This is a genomic window from Lentibacter algarum, assembly GCF_040580765.1.
Taxonomy (GTDB): domain Bacteria; phylum Pseudomonadota; class Alphaproteobacteria; order Rhodobacterales; family Rhodobacteraceae; genus Lentibacter; species Lentibacter algarum.
Genome location: NZ_CP158687.1, coordinates 143,411 through 159,854, shown reverse-complemented (window position 1 = coordinate 159,854; position 16,444 = coordinate 143,411). Strand labels below are relative to the sequence as shown.

The 16,444-nt window shown below is 54.7% G+C and carries 13 protein-coding genes and 1 tRNA gene; 3 read left to right on the top strand and 11 right to left on the bottom strand.

Going from position 1 to position 16,444, the window contains the following annotated elements:
- Nucleotides 1-14: 14 nt before the first annotated feature.
- The 4 genes from DSM117340_RS00710 to DSM117340_RS00695 form a co-directional block, all read right to left on the bottom strand.
- Nucleotides 15-2,522 (bottom strand): FAD-dependent oxidoreductase, encoded by a 2,508-nt coding sequence (locus tag DSM117340_RS00710; protein ID WP_089887049.1) that lies wholly within the window; start codon nt 2,520-2,522, stop codon nt 15-17.
- 226 nt (nt 2,523-2,748) lie between these two features.
- Nucleotides 2,749-3,810, bottom strand: a complete 1,062-nt coding sequence (locus DSM117340_RS00705; RefSeq protein ID WP_089887047.1) for a hypothetical protein — start codon at nt 3,808-3,810, stop codon at nt 2,749-2,751.
- 86 nt (nt 3,811-3,896) lie between these two features.
- The gene (ggt, locus tag DSM117340_RS00700) at nt 3,897-5,645 is read right to left on the bottom strand and encodes a gamma-glutamyltransferase (RefSeq protein WP_089888834.1); all 1,749 of its coding nucleotides are present in this window, start codon (nt 5,643-5,645) and stop codon (nt 3,897-3,899) included.
- 96 nt (nt 5,646-5,741) lie between these two features.
- Entirely contained in the window at nt 5,742-6,728 is a 987-nt protein-coding gene (locus DSM117340_RS00695) for a D-glycerate dehydrogenase (protein ID WP_089887046.1), read from the bottom strand.
- Nucleotides 6,729-6,841: 113 nt separating this feature from the next.
- Between DSM117340_RS00695 and DSM117340_RS00690 the strand changes: the two genes are divergently transcribed.
- Entirely contained in the window at nt 6,842-7,339 is a 498-nt protein-coding gene (locus DSM117340_RS00690; RefSeq protein WP_089887044.1) for an SH3 domain-containing protein, read from the top strand.
- A gap of 83 nt (nt 7,340-7,422) precedes the next feature.
- Nucleotides 7,423-7,497, top strand: a tRNA-Gln gene (locus DSM117340_RS00685).
- 64 nt (nt 7,498-7,561) lie between these two features.
- Here the strand turns inward: DSM117340_RS00685 and DSM117340_RS00680 are convergent.
- From DSM117340_RS00680 to DSM117340_RS00655, 6 genes are all read right to left on the bottom strand, one after another.
- The gene (locus DSM117340_RS00680) at nt 7,562-8,902 is read right to left on the bottom strand and encodes an MmgE/PrpD family protein (RefSeq protein WP_271437413.1); all 1,341 of its coding nucleotides are present in this window, start codon (nt 8,900-8,902) and stop codon (nt 7,562-7,564) included.
- A gap of 91 nt (nt 8,903-8,993) precedes the next feature.
- Nucleotides 8,994-10,670 carry an amidohydrolase gene (locus tag DSM117340_RS00675; RefSeq protein ID WP_089887042.1) on the bottom strand — a complete coding sequence of 559 codons (1,677 nt, stop codon included), beginning with the start codon at nt 10,668-10,670 and terminating at the stop codon, nt 8,994-8,996.
- Between the two features lie 55 nt (nt 10,671-10,725).
- Nucleotides 10,726-11,745, bottom strand: coding sequence for an extracellular solute-binding protein (locus tag DSM117340_RS00670; RefSeq protein WP_089887041.1), 1,020 nt, complete (start codon nt 11,743-11,745; stop codon nt 10,726-10,728).
- A 34-nt stretch (nt 11,746-11,779) separates the two neighbouring features.
- Nucleotides 11,780-12,586 (bottom strand): ABC transporter permease, encoded by an 807-nt coding sequence (locus DSM117340_RS00665; protein ID WP_089887039.1) that lies wholly within the window; start codon nt 12,584-12,586, stop codon nt 11,780-11,782.
- Complete coding sequence (locus DSM117340_RS00660; RefSeq protein WP_089887037.1) at nt 12,579-13,490, bottom strand: ABC transporter permease; 912 nt, start codon at nt 13,488-13,490, stop codon at nt 12,579-12,581. Before DSM117340_RS00660 ends, DSM117340_RS00665 begins: the two co-directional genes overlap by 8 nt.
- A gap of 3 nt (nt 13,491-13,493) precedes the next feature.
- A complete protein-coding gene (locus DSM117340_RS00655) occupies nt 13,494-14,546 on the bottom strand; it encodes an ABC transporter ATP-binding protein (protein ID WP_271437417.1) in 1,053 nt (350 codons plus the stop codon).
- A gap of 180 nt (nt 14,547-14,726) precedes the next feature.
- Between DSM117340_RS00655 and DSM117340_RS00650 the strand changes: the two genes are divergently transcribed.
- Nucleotides 14,727-15,524 carry a helix-turn-helix transcriptional regulator gene (locus DSM117340_RS00650; protein WP_089887035.1) on the top strand — a complete coding sequence of 266 codons (798 nt, stop codon included), beginning with the start codon at nt 14,727-14,729 and terminating at the stop codon, nt 15,522-15,524.
- Here the strand turns inward: DSM117340_RS00650 and DSM117340_RS00645 are convergent.
- The gene (locus tag DSM117340_RS00645; protein WP_089887033.1) at nt 15,508-16,413 is read right to left on the bottom strand and encodes a hydrogen peroxide-inducible genes activator; all 906 of its coding nucleotides are present in this window, start codon (nt 16,411-16,413) and stop codon (nt 15,508-15,510) included. The two genes, DSM117340_RS00650 and DSM117340_RS00645, sit on opposite strands and share 17 nt — an antisense overlap.
- Nucleotides 16,414-16,444 lie beyond the last annotated feature (31 nt).

Sequence of the window (16,444 nt, the reverse complement as noted above, 5' to 3'; positions counted from 1 at the left end):
AAATTCGAGTTCTCTCAGCCGTCCTTGCGGATCGTCTCGTTCTTGGGGTCATAAGGGCTGTCGCATGTCACAACCGCATCCCAAAGCTTGTCCTGCATTTTGACTTTGAGCTTCGTGCCTTCGACTGCCAGCTCTGGCTTCACATAGCCCATGCCGATCGATGTCTCAAAAGCAACCGAATAGCCGCCAGACGTCAAACGCCCCACGCGTGTCCCATCTTCAGTATAGAGCACTTCACGGCCCCAAGGGTCTGCATCAGATGGCCCGTCAATAAGCAAGGTGCATGCCTTCGAGCGAATGCCCTTTTCCACCATCGCCTCTTTGCCATGGAACTCTTTTTCAAGATCGATAAACCGCGGCAAGTCCGCCTCGGCAGGTGTCGCATCACGGCCAAGCTCGTTGCCAAAGGCACGGTAGCTTTTCTCCTGCCGTAGCCAGTTCTGTGCACGTGCACCAACAAGCTGCATACCATGCGGCTCCCCTGCTTTCTCAAGCAGATCAAACAGGTAGTTCTGCATTTCGATCGGGTGGTGCAGTTCCCAGCCGAGCTCGCCTGTATACGCCACTCGGATAGCATTTACAGGGCACATACCCAGCTCAATTTGCTTTGCAGATAGCCAAGGGAAGCGCTTGTTTGTGAGCGCAGTTTCTGGGTCAGCATCGTTGATCACGGCCTTCAACACATCACGCGACTTTGGACCCGCAATCGCAAAGACGCCCCACTGGCTCGTCACATCCTGAATTTCGATGTAGCCAAAGTCGTCCATCTTGCTCTCTGCAGCCTTGCGCAGATAGTCCGCATCATACTCCGTCCAAGCCCCTGCAGAAACGAGGTAATAGTTGTTCTCTCCATTGCGCACGATGGTATATTCGGTGCGCGTGGTGCCATGGGCTGTCAGGGCGTAAGTCAGATTGATACGGCCAATTTTTGGCAGCTTGTTGCAGGTAAACCAGTCCAGAAACGCCGTTGCGCCGGGCCCTTTGACAACATGTTTACTAAAGGCCGTCGCATCAATCAGGCCAACACCTTCACGGATCGCTTTGGCTTCATCCACAGCATGTTGCCACCAACCACCACGGCGGAAAGAGCGGGCATCATGGTCAAAGTTATCTGCGGCATCAAGCGGGCCATAATAGTTGGGCCGCTCCCAACCGTTCACAAAGCCAAACTGTGCGCCACGTGCCTTCTGGCGCTCATACGCTGGCGCCGTGCGCAGCGGGCGACACGCAGGGCGCTCTTCGTCAGGGTGGTGCAGAATATAAACGTGATCATAGCATTCTTCGTTTTTGCGCGCGGCAAATTCTGTGGTCATCCAGTTGGAAGAATAACGCTTGGGATCAAGGCTTGCCATGTCGATCTCGGCTTCGCCCTCAACCATCATCTGCGCAAGGTAATAGCCGGTACCACCCGCAGCTGTAATGCCAAAGCTAAAGCCTTCCGCAAGCCACATATTGTGCAGTCCTGGCGCTGGCCCAACGAGCGGGTTTCCGTCTGGCGTGTAGCAAATTGGACCGTTGAAATCGTCTTTCAAACCGCTTTCCTCACACGAAGGAATACGGTGAATCATCGCCATATACTGCTCTTCGATACGGTCCAGCGCGAGCGGAAATAGATCAGCGCGGAAGCTGTCAGGGACACCATGCTCAAAGACAGCGGGCGCGTTTTTCTCATAGACGCCAAGGATCCAGCCACCGCGCTCCTCGCGCACATAAGACTGCGCGTCCGCATCGCGGATAACAGGATGCTCAACACCGCCCTCGGCGCGGAACTTAACAAGCTCAGGGTCTTGATCCATCACGATGAACTGGTGCTCAACGGGGATAGCGGGCATCTTGATGCCCAGCATTTTTGCCGTGCGCTGCGCGTGATTGCCTGACGCCGTTACAACGTGCTCGGCTGTGATGACGATTTGTTCGTCAGACGGGACAAGGTTGCCGCCCTTTTCAACCATCTTGGAAAGTGTCACTTCCCAGTGGGTGCCATTCCAATGGAAGGCATCAGCCTGCCACTTCCGTTCGATCATCACACCGCGCTGGCGCGCTCCCTTGGCCATGGCCTGTGTTACATCGGCTGGATTAATGTAGCCGTCAGTGTTGTGATAAATCGCACCCTTAAGGTCTTCGGTGCGGATCAGCGGCCAGCGTTCCTTGATTTGATCAGGGGTTAGCCATTCATAGGACACACCACAAGTTTCTGCTGTCGAGGCATAGAGCATATATTCGTCCATACGCTCTTGCGTCTGCGCCATACGCAAGTTTCCAACAACCGCGAAGCCTGCATTCAGGCCTGTTTCAGCTTCGAGCTGTTTGTAAAACTCAACAGAATATTGATGAATATGCGTCGTGGCATAAGACATGTTGAAGAGTGGTAGAAGGCCAGCAGCATGCCATGTGGAACCAGAGGTAAGCTCATCACGTTCGATGAGCATAACATCGTCCCAACCCGCTTTTGCGAGGTGATAAGCGATAGAGGTGCCAACAGCACCGCCTCCGACAACAAGAGCTTTAACTTGGGTTTTCATGAGCCGACTCCATAGGCATGCGTTGCACATGATATGACGCAAACCTTTGCCGACGCGAGGCAGACTCCCGACTGGTTAGGGATAAAAACGACTCTCAGAGTGCCAATCATAAGAGCAAGCGGACTGGCTCCAATAAAATATCACCATATGGGCTTTGATCGCGCCGTTCGAGAAGGGGTATGAGGCCGCCACGCGCCAGTAACGCGCGTTGGAAGCATAAGGCATATTATTTGTTTGCTTTGCAAAACGTCCCAGCACCACAGCTGCCGCTTTTTCTTAAGCCAAAGCTTGGTTTGAACGCTTCCTGCGCAGCGGTACCGCTGTTGAGCCCTTGGTTCACTTTCGGTTTTACCGAGGACGAGGTCAGTGACAGCAGGCAAACCATCGCCTCTTTGTTCGCGTCAATACGGCAACTGCCCGCCCCAAAGTTCCATTTGCTCTCCATAACCGTCACGATCTGCTCTTCGGAATAACTCTGCAATTCGCCCGAAAGCCCTTTTGCTGCAAGCGGCCCGTCAAAATAAATTTTCAGTCGAGGACCTTTGCTAAAGGGGTCCGAATTGGCATTGGGGCCATCGGCGGTCATGTAGCAAACACTGGCGTATTTCTCGTTCACAACACAGCTCCCTGCAGGGAGTCCTTCAGCCTTTTCGATCTCAATCAATTCGGCTGCGCGCTTGCGCGTTTCACGGATATCAACGCGGGAAAAGCGGCTATCGTCGATCTGCTTGTGCAGCCCCTGCGCCTGAATAACAGACAGGGGAGCAATCCCTGCTTTAAGGCAAGTAATGGTGACTGCTTTCAGATCCATCTCACAGCTACGAGCGGGCAAAGACTCCATGGCTTCGACCTCGACAAGCATTTTACCAACCTGACCGTCTTGCGAACCCTGATCAAGTTTGAGTGATTTCAGGAAGGCTTCGGGAAAACGGTAGATGATCTTGTCTGCGGATTCTTCGCGGTAGGGGTTTTGCTTATCTGTCTGCGATGCTGTTGCGCCTTGGGAAACTTCGGCCTGCGCGTTCTGAGCGACAGTTGCCTTGATTTGAGATGCGGCCACACGATCCGCAACATCATTTTGCAATTCCTGCTGAATTTCTGCCGACATAATTTCGGATGCGCTATCGGGTTTGGGCGCTTTCAGTCGGGCCTCATATGTGGCGATATAGTCTGCAATCCCGAACTGTCCCAATGGGACACCTGCAACAGCGGACTGTTGAGAATAGTCGACACCAACAAAAGCTGCGCCGAGCACACCAGCAAAAGCAACTCCAAGAAATTTAGACATTTTGTCACCAGAAATCGTTGTTTCAATATGGTGAACAGAAACCAGAACCGTGGCGAGAAAATGAATTTTGTGCGAAAATTGGGTGATTAATTCCCGAGAACCACTCCTTCGCGGCGAGGGTCTGCGCCGCCTGTGAGTACATTTTCATCAACCACAATCATGTGCAGGCCAGAATTGAGAGCGCGGATACCGACCTCATATCCCATAGCGCGCAGGGGCACAGCGAGCGCCTCGGCAGATGTGCCTTCCTCAATGTCATAAGCGCCGAAGCGGTTGATGAGATGCGGCAGGCCGACAGCGGCCTGAGGGTTTAGGCCCCAGTCAAGATGAGCCACAAGCGTCTTGGCAACATAAGGGATGATACGCGATCCACCCGGGCTTCCGACAACAACAGCAAGCTTGCCATCTTTCAAAACGATTGTCGGGGCCATAGAGCTGCGCGGGCGCTTGCCTGGCTCCACGCGATTGGCAATTGGAACGCCGTCGCGGTGCGATCGGAAGGAAAAATCTGTCAGCTCGTTGTTGAGTAGAAAGCCTCCGACCATGAGCCTTGAACCGAAAGCGTTTTCGATTGTTGTGGTCATGGAAAGACCATTTCCAAAGCTGTCGACAATCGAGATATGTGATGTCGAGGGTAGCTCGATCGCCTCATCATCGGCCAGAATGAGACTGTGATCAAACTCTGGCTCCCCTGCGCTGACGGCCCCAAGCGCTGTGTCACCCCGCAAAAGCTCTGCACGCTGGCCCAAGTATTCAGCCGCGAGCAGCCCCTCAACAGGCACAGGCACATAGTCACTGTCTGCAATATATCGTCCACGATCGGCAAAGCTCAGGCGGCTGGCGTCACCAATCAACCGCCATGCGCGCGCCTCCTCTGGCGCACCTAAGTCATAGCCCTCAAGCAGACCGAGCGTTTGGCCCACGCTGATCCCTCCTGACGAGGGTGGGCCCATCCCGCAAACATCATGCCCGCGATACGCCACACACACGGGCTCACGCTCGCGCACTCGATAGAGTGCAAAATCAACCTCACTCAAGACGCCTGCGTTGTCTGGGGCATTTCGCACCTTCTCAACAATCGCCTTGGCAATCGCACCAGTATAAAATGGCGTCACACCGTTGCCCGCCAGAGCCCGAAGGCTCTCAGCATAGGCTGTATTGCGATGCAGTTGCCCCTCGGTCAGAGCCCTTCCGTCTGGAAAAAAATAGTCCTGCGCGACAGGATCACGCGCCAAGCGTTCGGCATCGTCCGACACCATGGCCGCAAGCCGTGGAGAAACGATAAAACCATCTTCGGCAAGCGCAATCCCCCACGCGAACAAGCTCGCCCACGAGCTGCTCCCCCAGCGCCGATGCGCCTCTTGCATCAGAGCTGGCGTGCCCGGAACCCCGACAGAACGCCCCCCGACAACAGCATCAAAGAACTTCAGAGGTTCGCCTTCGGCATCCTGAAACAGAGTGGGCCGCGCCTCCAATGGAGCCGTCTCGCGTCCATCAAGGGTCGTGATCTCACCAGTCTTTGCGTCAAACCAAAGCAAAAACGCTCCACCACCAAGACCCGAGCTTTGCGGCTCAACAAGCCCCAAAACCGCCTGTACAGCAACCATCGCATCGGCAGCGGTTCCACCTTCGGCAAGTATAGCGGCGCCAGCCTCGGCCGCATATGGGTTTGCTGCCGCAATCATCCAGCGCTCTGCTCTCGTGGCCGCGCCTGATGCTTTAGTCGCTTGCGCCTCACGGACGGCTTCGTTTAATGCATATCCGCCGAGTTCAGTCGCATTCTCAGGCGCGACATCATCCGCGACTTGCTGTGCAATAAGACAGGCCCCGCTCATAAAAAGCGATGCAACCAAAGCCAGACTGCCGACGTATTTCGTCAAGAGGTCTTCCTTTCTGATGCCATCAGCCGCTCAACACATAGCGCGCCAGCCCTAGAGCATAGATGGCACAACCTGATCAGGCGGGCGGTGCCCGTCCGCAAATGTCTTGATGTTGATGATGACTTTTTCACCCATCTCAAGACGTCCTTCGAGGGTCGCACTGGCCATATGCGGCAGCAGCACAACATTGTTCAGATTTCGCAACTCAGAGTTTGCTTCACCTTCGTGTTCAAAGACATCAAGCCCCGCACCCGAAATGTCGCCAGACTTCAAAAGGCGCGTCAAAGCGGGTTCATCAATGACCTCACCCCGAGAGGTGTTGATGATAACAGCGCCGTCTTTCATTAGCTTGAGACGCCGCGCATTCATCAGGTGAAACGTCGAGGGTGTATGCGGGCAATTGACAGAAATCACATCCATCCGCGCCACCATTTGATCGAGACTTTCCCAATAAGTCGCCTCAAACGCTGCTTCCGTCTCTTCGCGCAAACGACGACGATTGTGATAATGGATCTGCATACCAAACGCTCGTGCACGCCGCGCAACCGCTTGGCCAACACGCCCCATTCCCAAAATCCCGAGTCGCTTGCCGCTCACCCGCGTGCCGAGAAGCGCCGTTGGCGAAAAGCCGGAGAAGCCACCGTCTTTGATCTGCTGCAACCCTTCGGGAATACGGCGCGTCACAGACATCATAAGCGCCATAGTCATATCAGCCGTGTCATCCGCCGAAACACCCGGGGTATTGGAGACAAGAATGCCCCGCTGCAAGGCGCTCGCCACGTCAATATGGTCAAACCCTGCGCCAAAGTTGGCAATCAGTTTGAGCCGCTCCCCAGCGCGCGCAAGCAAATTGGCGTCAATCGTGTCCGTCAAGGTCGGGACAAGAATATCCGCCTCAGCCATCGCCTTGGCCAGTTCGTCACGGCTCATCGGCGTATCATCATCGCGAAGTGTCACATCGAACAGTTCTTTCATTCGTGTTTCAACAGGCTCAGGCAGGCGTCGCGTCACAACAACACTCAGGCGTCCAGATGGCATGGGCAAGCTCCATTCGCTTTTCTTTTTTGTGCGTTACTGGCAAAGTGAACGATAGATAGCCGAGGCACAAGAACCCAACGGCAAAAAAGCTAGTAGTCAACGCAGGCAAGAGCATGATCCGATATCTCACAGCCATTTCTTTGGCGCTGATGGTTTACGCCGCAACCGCACGTGCAGAAACCCTGCGCGGCAGCGTAACCAATCTGCCTATCCCCCGCTTTGTCTCGATCAAATCTGACGAATGCAATGTCCGTCGCGGCCCATCCTTGAGCCACAAAATCGACTGGGTTTTCACCCGCAAAGGTATGCCCGTCGAGATCACAGCCGAATACGGCCACTGGCGCCGCGTCCGCGACCGCGATGGTGTGGGCGGCTGGGTCCACTACTCCCTTTTGTCAGGATCACGCAATGTGATCATTGAGGAAGACATGCTGTCCCTCCACATCCGCCCGAATCCCGACACCCAAGTTGCAGCACGCCTCGAAATGGGTGTGATTGCTCGCCTCAACGAATGTAGCGAGGGTTGGTGCAGACTCACGGCTGGCGGATACAAAGGCTGGGCCCCTCAAAAAGCGCTCTGGGGCATCAAAGAAAACGAAATCATTGAATAAACAGCCGCCTAAGACCTAGTTTTGAAAAATTTTCATATCAGGCTTGAAAGCACCGCCTCTTGCGAGTAATTAGCGCTCAGAGTTGGGATGTGGCCTAGCGGTAGGGCAACTGTTTTTGGTACAGTAGATCGTAGGTTCGAATCCTACCATCCCAGCCAATCACTCTTAAAAGCAACATTATGACGCTTGCCTGCGGGCAAAAGCGCTTTGTTGGCCCTTTGCCTAGCGCACGGACGGTGCGTCAAACAAAAGCGAGAGAATCTCCAAAAACTTTGCCTCTGGCTCGAGTAAGCGCGCACGCGCTTGCCACATCGCTTTGGAGCGCGCCTGGGGCAAAGCTGCACAGAAATTGAAGAACTTCGCTTCAACTTCGGCCAGCTCCATTGGTGCTTCAGGCCCGCCCCGGGCATGCACATCTCCAGAGTGAAAGCTGCGTCCATCCTTCAAAGTGAGCGTCACATCCGACCAACGCCCAATTGGGAAACGTTGCGAATGGCGCGGCTCTTCGCACACGTTGATCTTTTTGAGCGCCGCTGCCACAGCCTTGTCTTTGAGCCCATCACCCGAAATATGCTCTGGCCCTATGTGCCCATGGACAAGCCGCGTTGCGAGAGCAAACCCAAGCGAATACTGCGCCTGCGAGGTCGTCTCTGGCAGCCCCGCAAATAGCTCGGCCGATTCTGCAAAGGTACGTACGTCAATACGTTCGATATCTTCCTCACCCAGCTGGTGCGCTTTGAGCAATCCTCCAAGCGCATCAATCGCCGCATGAGCCCAGCGGCAGATCGGGTAAGGCTTGATATAATTCAGCTCCACAGTCCAAAGCTGCCCCAAATCGGCCCAATGCGCAGAAACCTCTTCAGCCTCCACGGTAATCGCGGGCGCACCCGTAAAGCCGTCTTCTGCCATCAGCACAGCCATCGTCCCCACAAGCGCGCCCATGCCTGAACCGTCATGAAGCATCGTGGGTGTTGCGATTTCCCGCATCATCTGGCTGCGAGGCCCATGGTACTCGGCGATGCCAAGCGCTTGACGCAATACTTCGGGGCCATCGCCACGCAACCTGCAACCAAGAGCCGCAACGCCCAGCGCATTCCACGCGCCCGAGGTATGATAGTCGCTCACGCTCGCATGTAGAGAAATCGCAGCTCGAGCCGACACTTCATAAGACATGGCAAAGGCCTCAAGCGCCGCGCGCGCGCTCAGCTCTGGCATCCTCTCGGCAAACGCACAGAGTGCAGGCACAACCGCACAGCCAATATGCCCCTTGGTTGGATTGTACCCGTCATGCCCGTCCAAATTGTCAATTTGTGTCGCAAGCGCGAAAGCGGCACCTGTGATGGAAGCCTTGCGGCCATCAAACAAAAGCGTTGCCGCATCGCTCGGATCAGACGCGGCCTGAAAACGTACGGCATGGTCCCGTGCGATCCGCCCCGCCTCCATGCTCGCTGCACCTGCCGCCACACCAATCGTATCAAGCAACAAAGTCGCGCTCATCTCGAGCGCACTGTCAGGCACATCAATCGGCCCCAAAACAAAATCAGCTATCTCGTCATACGTCATGATACCCCCCCAAAAAATATTTGAGGCCATGCCCCACAGTCAAATCCTGCGAGGCATGCTTCTATCGCGTCAATGGGTTTTGCGTCACGCTTTAGCGCTCAAACGTCACTTTCCCATCGCAAATCGTAATCATAGCAGCCGCCGCATTAATAACATCGGGCGACACCATGCTCAGATCGTGGCTCATCACAGCGACATCCGCCATCATTCCCACGCTCAACTGCCCCTTGCGATCCTCTCTGAACTCAGCCCAAGCGTTGCCTTTGGTGTAGCTCTCGAGCGTATCTTCAAGTGTCTGCGCCTGATCACGCCACAGCGCTCCAAGTTTCTGCGGTGCGACCGCCGCTTTGACATTGGTCATCACATCCACAGGGATCACGGGCCAATCTGTCGAGAAAATGACTTTAGCACCTGTCTCACGAATATCCTGCCACGCGTAGGCCCCAGCAATCTGATGATCATGCAGATATTGTCCGACGCCCGTTGGAGGAAAATAGCCCCCAAACGGCGCATGACCTGGCTGGATGGAGGCAACAATACCAAGCTTAGCAAGGCGCGGAATATCGCTCGGATGCATCACTTCCAAATGCTCAATACGATGTCGGCTGTCGCGCACGCCATTGGCGTTTTGCACCGCCTCATAGGCATCAATCGTGCGCCGCACCCCCGCATCACCAATCGCATGCACCGCGATCTGAAAGCCGAGGCGGTCCGCCTCGATACAAGCCGCCACAAAGTGCTCCTGCGTGAAGACTTCATCGCCCATGTTCCCGCCCGCTCCCATCTCTCCGGGATAAGGCTCAAGCATGAGGGCTGTGCCACTCTCAACCACACCGTCGATAAACATCTTCAAATGCGCGGAGCGCACCATATCGCCTTGAAAGCGCGCGCGCATCGCAGGCGCTTCCGCCGCAATCCGCTCAATCGGGTCTGTGCCTTTAAAGTGAAACGGCACTTCGCAACGGCACAAGAGCCGCCCTTCGGCCTCAAGCTCGCTCAACAGCTCGGCCTGATAAACGTTGCCGTCCATCAGATGAAGCCCCGTGATGCCCTGCTCCGCGCAATGTATCAGCCCTTGAGCGATCACATCCTTGTCCATCTCACGCTCGGCTTCGCTTGGTGCTCGCACAGGGTCTTTGCCTGTGGTCAGCCCCATCATTTCTCGCCCCCCGTGCCGCGTCAGCGCAAGCACTGGGCTATAGGCTCCCGGCTCAAGAAGCTCGCCGCTCGCCAAGCCATCCTCGCCCATCACGATCAGTGAGCCCGCATCAACTGTCCCGCCCTGAAGCAAGCCCGCAAGCTCAAGCGCTGCGGTATTGGCCCAGACCGTGTGATGATCAGGCGCAAACATCGCCAAGGGCCGTGCTGGTAAAATGTAGTCAAGGTCATGGCGTGTTGGCGTCTTACCAGTGCCCAGAATTCCATAATCACACATCACACAGAAAACGAGCTGATCCTCTACATTCGCCGCCGCATAATGCCTGATCGCCTCAGCCATATTCTCCAACCCATGCAACCCGTAGAGGTTAAGACAGCTCAACTCGACAGAGCCACCAAACAGATGCACATGGCTGTCGATAAAGCCCGGCAAAACTGTGCCGCCTTTGGCGTCAATGAGGCGTGTCTCGGGCGCCGCCAAATCACGAATGTCATCCGTGCTGCCAACAGCCGTAATCACACCACCCGCAATCGCAAGCGCTTGGGCCTGTGGCTGCTCCGCGTCAAAAGTCATCAACGCGCCGTTGAAAATAATAATGTCGGGGGTCATTTCGCTCTCCGCAAAAGAAAAACGGCCCCGTCACTTTGACGGGGCCGCATGGTGTTTATTTCTGAAGTTCAGTCCAGATCGCCGTGTAGAGCTTCGTCGCTTCTGGCGGGCAGGTCTTGGCCACATAAGCCGCCGCTTTCAGCTCCGCTGGGACAACAATCTCAGGAGACGTTTTCATGTCTTCTGGCATAAAGGCTTCAGAGCCAGCGATCCCGTTTGCATAGCGCGCAAACGATGACAGCATCGCTGCGTTTTCAGGGTCCATAATAAAGTTAAGGAAGGTTTTGGCTTCATCAACGTTCTTGGCATCAGACAGGATCGCGGCATTGTCCATCCAAACAGGAAAGCCTGTTTGCGGATAACCAAAACCGATGTCAGCGTTCTTCTCCCGTGCGCGGAAAGAAGCCCCGTTCCAGTTCACACCTGCAGCCACATCGCCCGCCGCAAACTTTTCGATCATGCCATAGTCCATAGAAAGCCAGTTCGGCTTAGCGGCCTGCAACGTGTCGCGCACTTTCATAAGGACTTCTTTGTCCGCCGTGCACTGCTCACCGCCCACATAGTGAATGGCCATGCCCATGACATCGTTCATCTCGGGCACAACATTGATCTTGCCCTTGAGCTCCTCAGGCGGATCAAAGATCACAGCTGCGGTATTGATGTCGCCGCCATAAATCGCGGTGTTTACTGTCACACCAACGGTGCCCCACTGCCAAGGCACAGTATAGTTGCGCCCTTTGTCGAACTCGACATCGACCCACTGAGGGTCCATGTGCTTGAAGTTTTCCATCTCGTTGGGTTTTGACTCCATCAGCAGACCTTCACCAACAAAGATCGGTACGTAAGTTCCCGATGGAACCACGATATCAAACCCGTGCCCGCCAGCCTTGATTTTGGCAAGTGCTGTGTCGTTGCTGTCATAGTCGGTGATCGTAACTTTGATGCCTGTCTCGGCCTCAAATTTTGTGATCATCTCGGGCGATGTGTAGTTGCCCCAGTTGTAGATATTGAGCTCGCCGTCCGCATAAGCGGGACTCGCCAGCACCAGTGCCATAGCTACCATTGTTTTTTTCATTGTGTAGTCTCCCTGTGGTTGGTTTTGGGTTGGTCTAGTTTCTTATTTTACTCAGCAGCGTGAACCCGATCACCATCGTGACCGAAATTCCAATCAACACTGTCGAGATTGCGTTGATCTCAGGCGTGATCACGCGGCGCAATTGTCCCAGCATGTAGGTGGGCAAAGTGTCTTGCCCCGCTGATTTGACAAACTCGGTGATCACAACGTCATCCAAAGAAATCACAAAAGCCAGCATCGCACCTGCCAGTATCCCAGGCCAAAGCTGAGGCAACGTGATACGACGAAACGCCTGAAATGGCGTCGCGTAGAGGTCTGCTGCCGCCTGCTCAAGGCTGAGATCCATACCCTGAAGGCGCGCTCGGATAGGCAGGTAAGCAAACGGAATACAGAAGGCCGCATGCGCGATAATCAGATACAAAAGCCCCGAATACCCTGTTGCCACCTTGATCATTGCAAAGAAGATCAGAAGTGCCACAGCCGTCACAATTTCAGGAACCATGAGCGGCTGGTTGATCATAGCAAACACAGCCCCCTGCCCCTTAAACTTGCGCGTACGCGTTGTCGCGAGAGCAGCCAAGACTGCCACAGTTGTCGAGATCAAGGAGGCCCAAACCGCAATGACCAAACTGCGCACAGTCGCCTCCTGCACCAGCTCGTTTTCCCAAGCCGACTGATACCAGCGCCAAGAAAACCCCTCCCAGATCGCAATCGAGCTGCCTGAATTAAAGGAATAAGCAACCAGCAAAAGGATCGGCAGATAGAGGAGCACAAAGCATGCCACAGCTATTGTCGCAAAGCCCGTTTGGCGGCGGATGTTGAAGCCTTTCCGCTCAGCCATGCTTCACCTCCTCGTTCCCGACGGCGCGCACATAAGTGAGCAGCGCAACCATAACAATCGCCAACAAAGTAATCGAAAGCGCCGCCCCAAGTGGCCAGTTGCGCCCCTGCCCAAACTGAAGCTCGATAAGGTTACCAAGCATAAGCTGATTGCCCCCGCCTAAAACCCGCGGCGTCACATAAGCTCCAAGCGAGGGCACAAAAACAAGGATTGACCCTGCAATCACCCCCGGCTTGACCAGCGGCAAGATCACACGGCGCAGCACTTTTAGGCGCGTAGCATAAAGATCATACCCCGCCTCAACGAGGCTGAAGTCGAGCCGCTCCATCGAGGCATACAGCGGCAAAACCATCAGTGGCAGGTAGACATAAACCATGCCCACAGCGATCGCGAATTCGGTGTAAAGCATTTGGATCGGCTCATCGATCAGCCCAAGCGCCAGCAATACTGTGTTCAGCGTCCCTTCGTTGCGGATCAGCTCAACAATAGCAAAGGTTCGGATCAATAGATTGGTCCAAAAGGGAATAATGATCAGCAGCATCCAGAAGTCGCGCTGTTTTTTGGGCCGCGTGGCGATAAAATAGGCCGTCGGAAACCCAAAGAAGATACAGGCTAACGTGGTCATCAGCGAAAGCTTTACAGAGCGCCAGAAGATGCTGAGGTGCGCATCCGAAAACCCAAGAGTGTCGTCAAAAATATCCCGCTGCATAACGACGTTAAACCAAGCATCTGTTGAGAAGGTCCACTCAACACCGCCATAATCGCCCGCCGATAGAAACGAGTAGACAAGCGTGATCAAAAGAGGCCCGCTCGCAGCAAACAAAAGAATAATCAGCGCAGGCGCAAGCAGCATCCATCGCACGCGAGAGACCCTCTTGGCTTCCTTCTGGGACAGATCAGCCATGCCTCAATCCCTCAAAACCTGCGCAACGTCCGCGCCAAACGTCACACCAACCCGCGCACCACTCTCAAATTGCGCAGCCGTATCCGGGCTATTTTGCGTTCGGATCACAAAGGCTGTCCCGTCATCCAGTCCAACATGATAATGCGTGTCCGTCCCAAAATAGACCACATTGCCCAGCGTTCCAGCCAACACCCCATCCGCTTCGCGCACCAACGAGGCGTGCTCAGGGCGGATCGCCAGCGTCACTTGCCCGCTAACATCTGAACCTTCGTGAATACGCGCAGTTGTCATTTGCCCAGAGGCAAGCCGGACAGTCCCTGTCTGCTCTTCAGTAGAAACAAGCTCCGCAGGGAGAAAATTCGTATCCCCAATAAAATCAGCGACAAACCGTTCTGCAGGGTGATCATAAATATCACGGGGCCGGCCGATCTGACGAATAGAGCCTGCACTCATAACAGCGATACGGTCTGACATCGTCAGCGCTTCTTCTTGATCGTGGGTCACAAAAATAAAGGTAATACCTGTTTCAGTCTGAAGCCGCTTCAGCTCAAGTTGCATCTCCTTACGCAGCTTGAAATCCAGCGCACTCAAAGGCTCATCGAGCAACAAAACCTTGGGCTTTGGCGCCAGCGCCCGCGCAAGCGCAACCCGCTGCTGTTGCCCGCCAGAGATTTGCCCGGTCTGGCGGTCCGCCATCTCGGTCATTTTGACGAGCTCCATCATTTCTTCGACTGTCGCCTTAATCTCGGCCTTCGGCCTGCCAAGCATTTCAAGCCCAAAGCCAATATTTTGGGCAACCGTCAAATGTGGAAAAAGCGCATAACTCTGAAACACAGTATTCACGGGCCGCTTGTAAGGCGGCAAATCCAGCAGATCTTCGCCAAACATATCAAGCGCCCCGGAGGTCGGGTGTTCAAATCCAGCAATCAAGCGCAAAAGCGTGGTCTTGCCGCAGCCCGATGGCCCCAGAAGCGTGAAAAACTCGTTATCCTGAATCTCAAGGCTCGCATCAGCCAAAGCCACAACAGGTGGCTGGCCAGGATACACTTTACGCAAGTTTCTCACGCTAATGGCTGTACTCAAGTTCAAATCTCCCGTTGTGCGTGCTGGTGTCGGACTACATCTTTTAGATGCAAAACACGTCGTTCTTTTTTTCAAGCCTACGCCGAATACCCCTTCATGTAATACCCCGATTGGGGTATTTTTTACGCAGTAATTTCGCCAACGGGGGTATAAATGCCTGAAAAACTCTCACAAAGAGATGTCGTCCGCCTGCGCAAGGCTATGGCAAATTCCCAGAACGATTCCTTTTTCAAACACCTGAAAAACCTCCTGCGCGCGAAGCTTCGGTTCGATACTTTGTTAATCTTGCAGTTCAATCCGAATGGCGCGCCGCACTTTCTAGATGGCTGGCTGCGCCGCACAGCGATGCTCCAAGTCGCCATGGAACAATACCTGATGGGCGCCTATCGGCTCGACCCCTTCTACCAGTTTGACACGCTAAACGAGGGCGGAGCGATGTATCGCTTGTCCGAGATCGCCCCAGACCGTTTTTTTACAAGCGAGTATTACCTGCAGTATTATCGCCAAACGAAACTCTGTGACGAGATAGGGCTGCTGATCCCCCTTCCTTCGGGAGACATCGCCCATATTTCGATCAGTCGCCGCGAAGAAACACGGCCCTTCCGGCGCAAAGAGCTTCAATGTCTGAGACATTACAGCCCAATCCTCCTCGAAATGCTGAAAGCGCACTGCATATACCGCGCAACTCAGCCTTCGCCCATTGCCACATTGCCCGCCCGCCACCTTTCACAAATCATTCAAACGGAAGCCGCAGAAACTCTCGGGGTAAAGCTAACCAAGCGTGAAACCCAGATCGCAGGACTTGTCTTGCAAGGCCACTCAAACGCCTCAGCCGCGCTTAAGCTCGGGATGGCCTATGAAACCGCCAAGGTTCATCGCCGCAACATTTATCGCAAGCTAAGCATTTCCTCCCAGCAAGAGCTGTTTTCACGCTTCAAAGAGGTTCTTTAGTATACGCAGCCGCATCCCGTACCACGCCCGCCACCTCTCGCAGCTGATCAATAAGCGGGCTGCTTTTGCGCCAGATCATACCGACGCTCCGCATGGGCTCGGGAGAAGCAAACCGCGCCAATGAGACAGTGGCCGAGCGCGTCTCAACAGGCACTGCCATCTCCGGAATAAGCGTCACACCCATACCCGCGCCAACCATCTGGACCAAAGTCGATAGCGAGCTCGCGTCAAAGCCGTCCCGCGGGCGCATCTGCGGGATCGAACACACTGAAAGCGCCTGATCCCGAAAGCAATGCCCCTCCTCCAGAAGCAAAAGCCGCATCTGGCTCAGACTGTCTGCACTCGGCACTGGCAATCCCGCCTCGCCCTCAGGGCGGACCAAGACAAAGCTCTCCTCAAACAGAGGAACTTCCTCAAAACTGGGCTCCGACACTGGCAAGGCAAGGATCGCCGCATCAAGCCGTCCTTCATCAAGCTCTTCCAGAAGCTTGGAGGTCAGCGTCTCACGGACCTGAATATCAAGCCGCGGATATTTCGCCGCCAAGGCTTTAAAAATCCGAGGCAAAAGATAAGGTGCAATCGTCGGAATAACGCCAAGCCGCAATCGGCCACTAAACTCTTCCTGCGCCTTGCGCGCCATTTCCTCGAGTTCTTCCGCCCCGCGCAAAACACCTCGCGCATGACGGCCAAAATCCTCACCAAACGCCGTTAGCCTGACCTGCCGTGCCCCGCGCTCAAACAACGCCATGCCAAGTTGGGCTTCAAGTTCCTTGATTTGCATCGAGAGCGCAGGCTGCGACACAGAGCAAAGCTCCGCCGCACGGCCAAAATGCCCCTGACCCGCAAGAGCCTCAAAATAGCGCAGCTGTTTCAATGTGATGTTTGCCATAAGTAAAAATTATCAAACCGATTAGAAAATG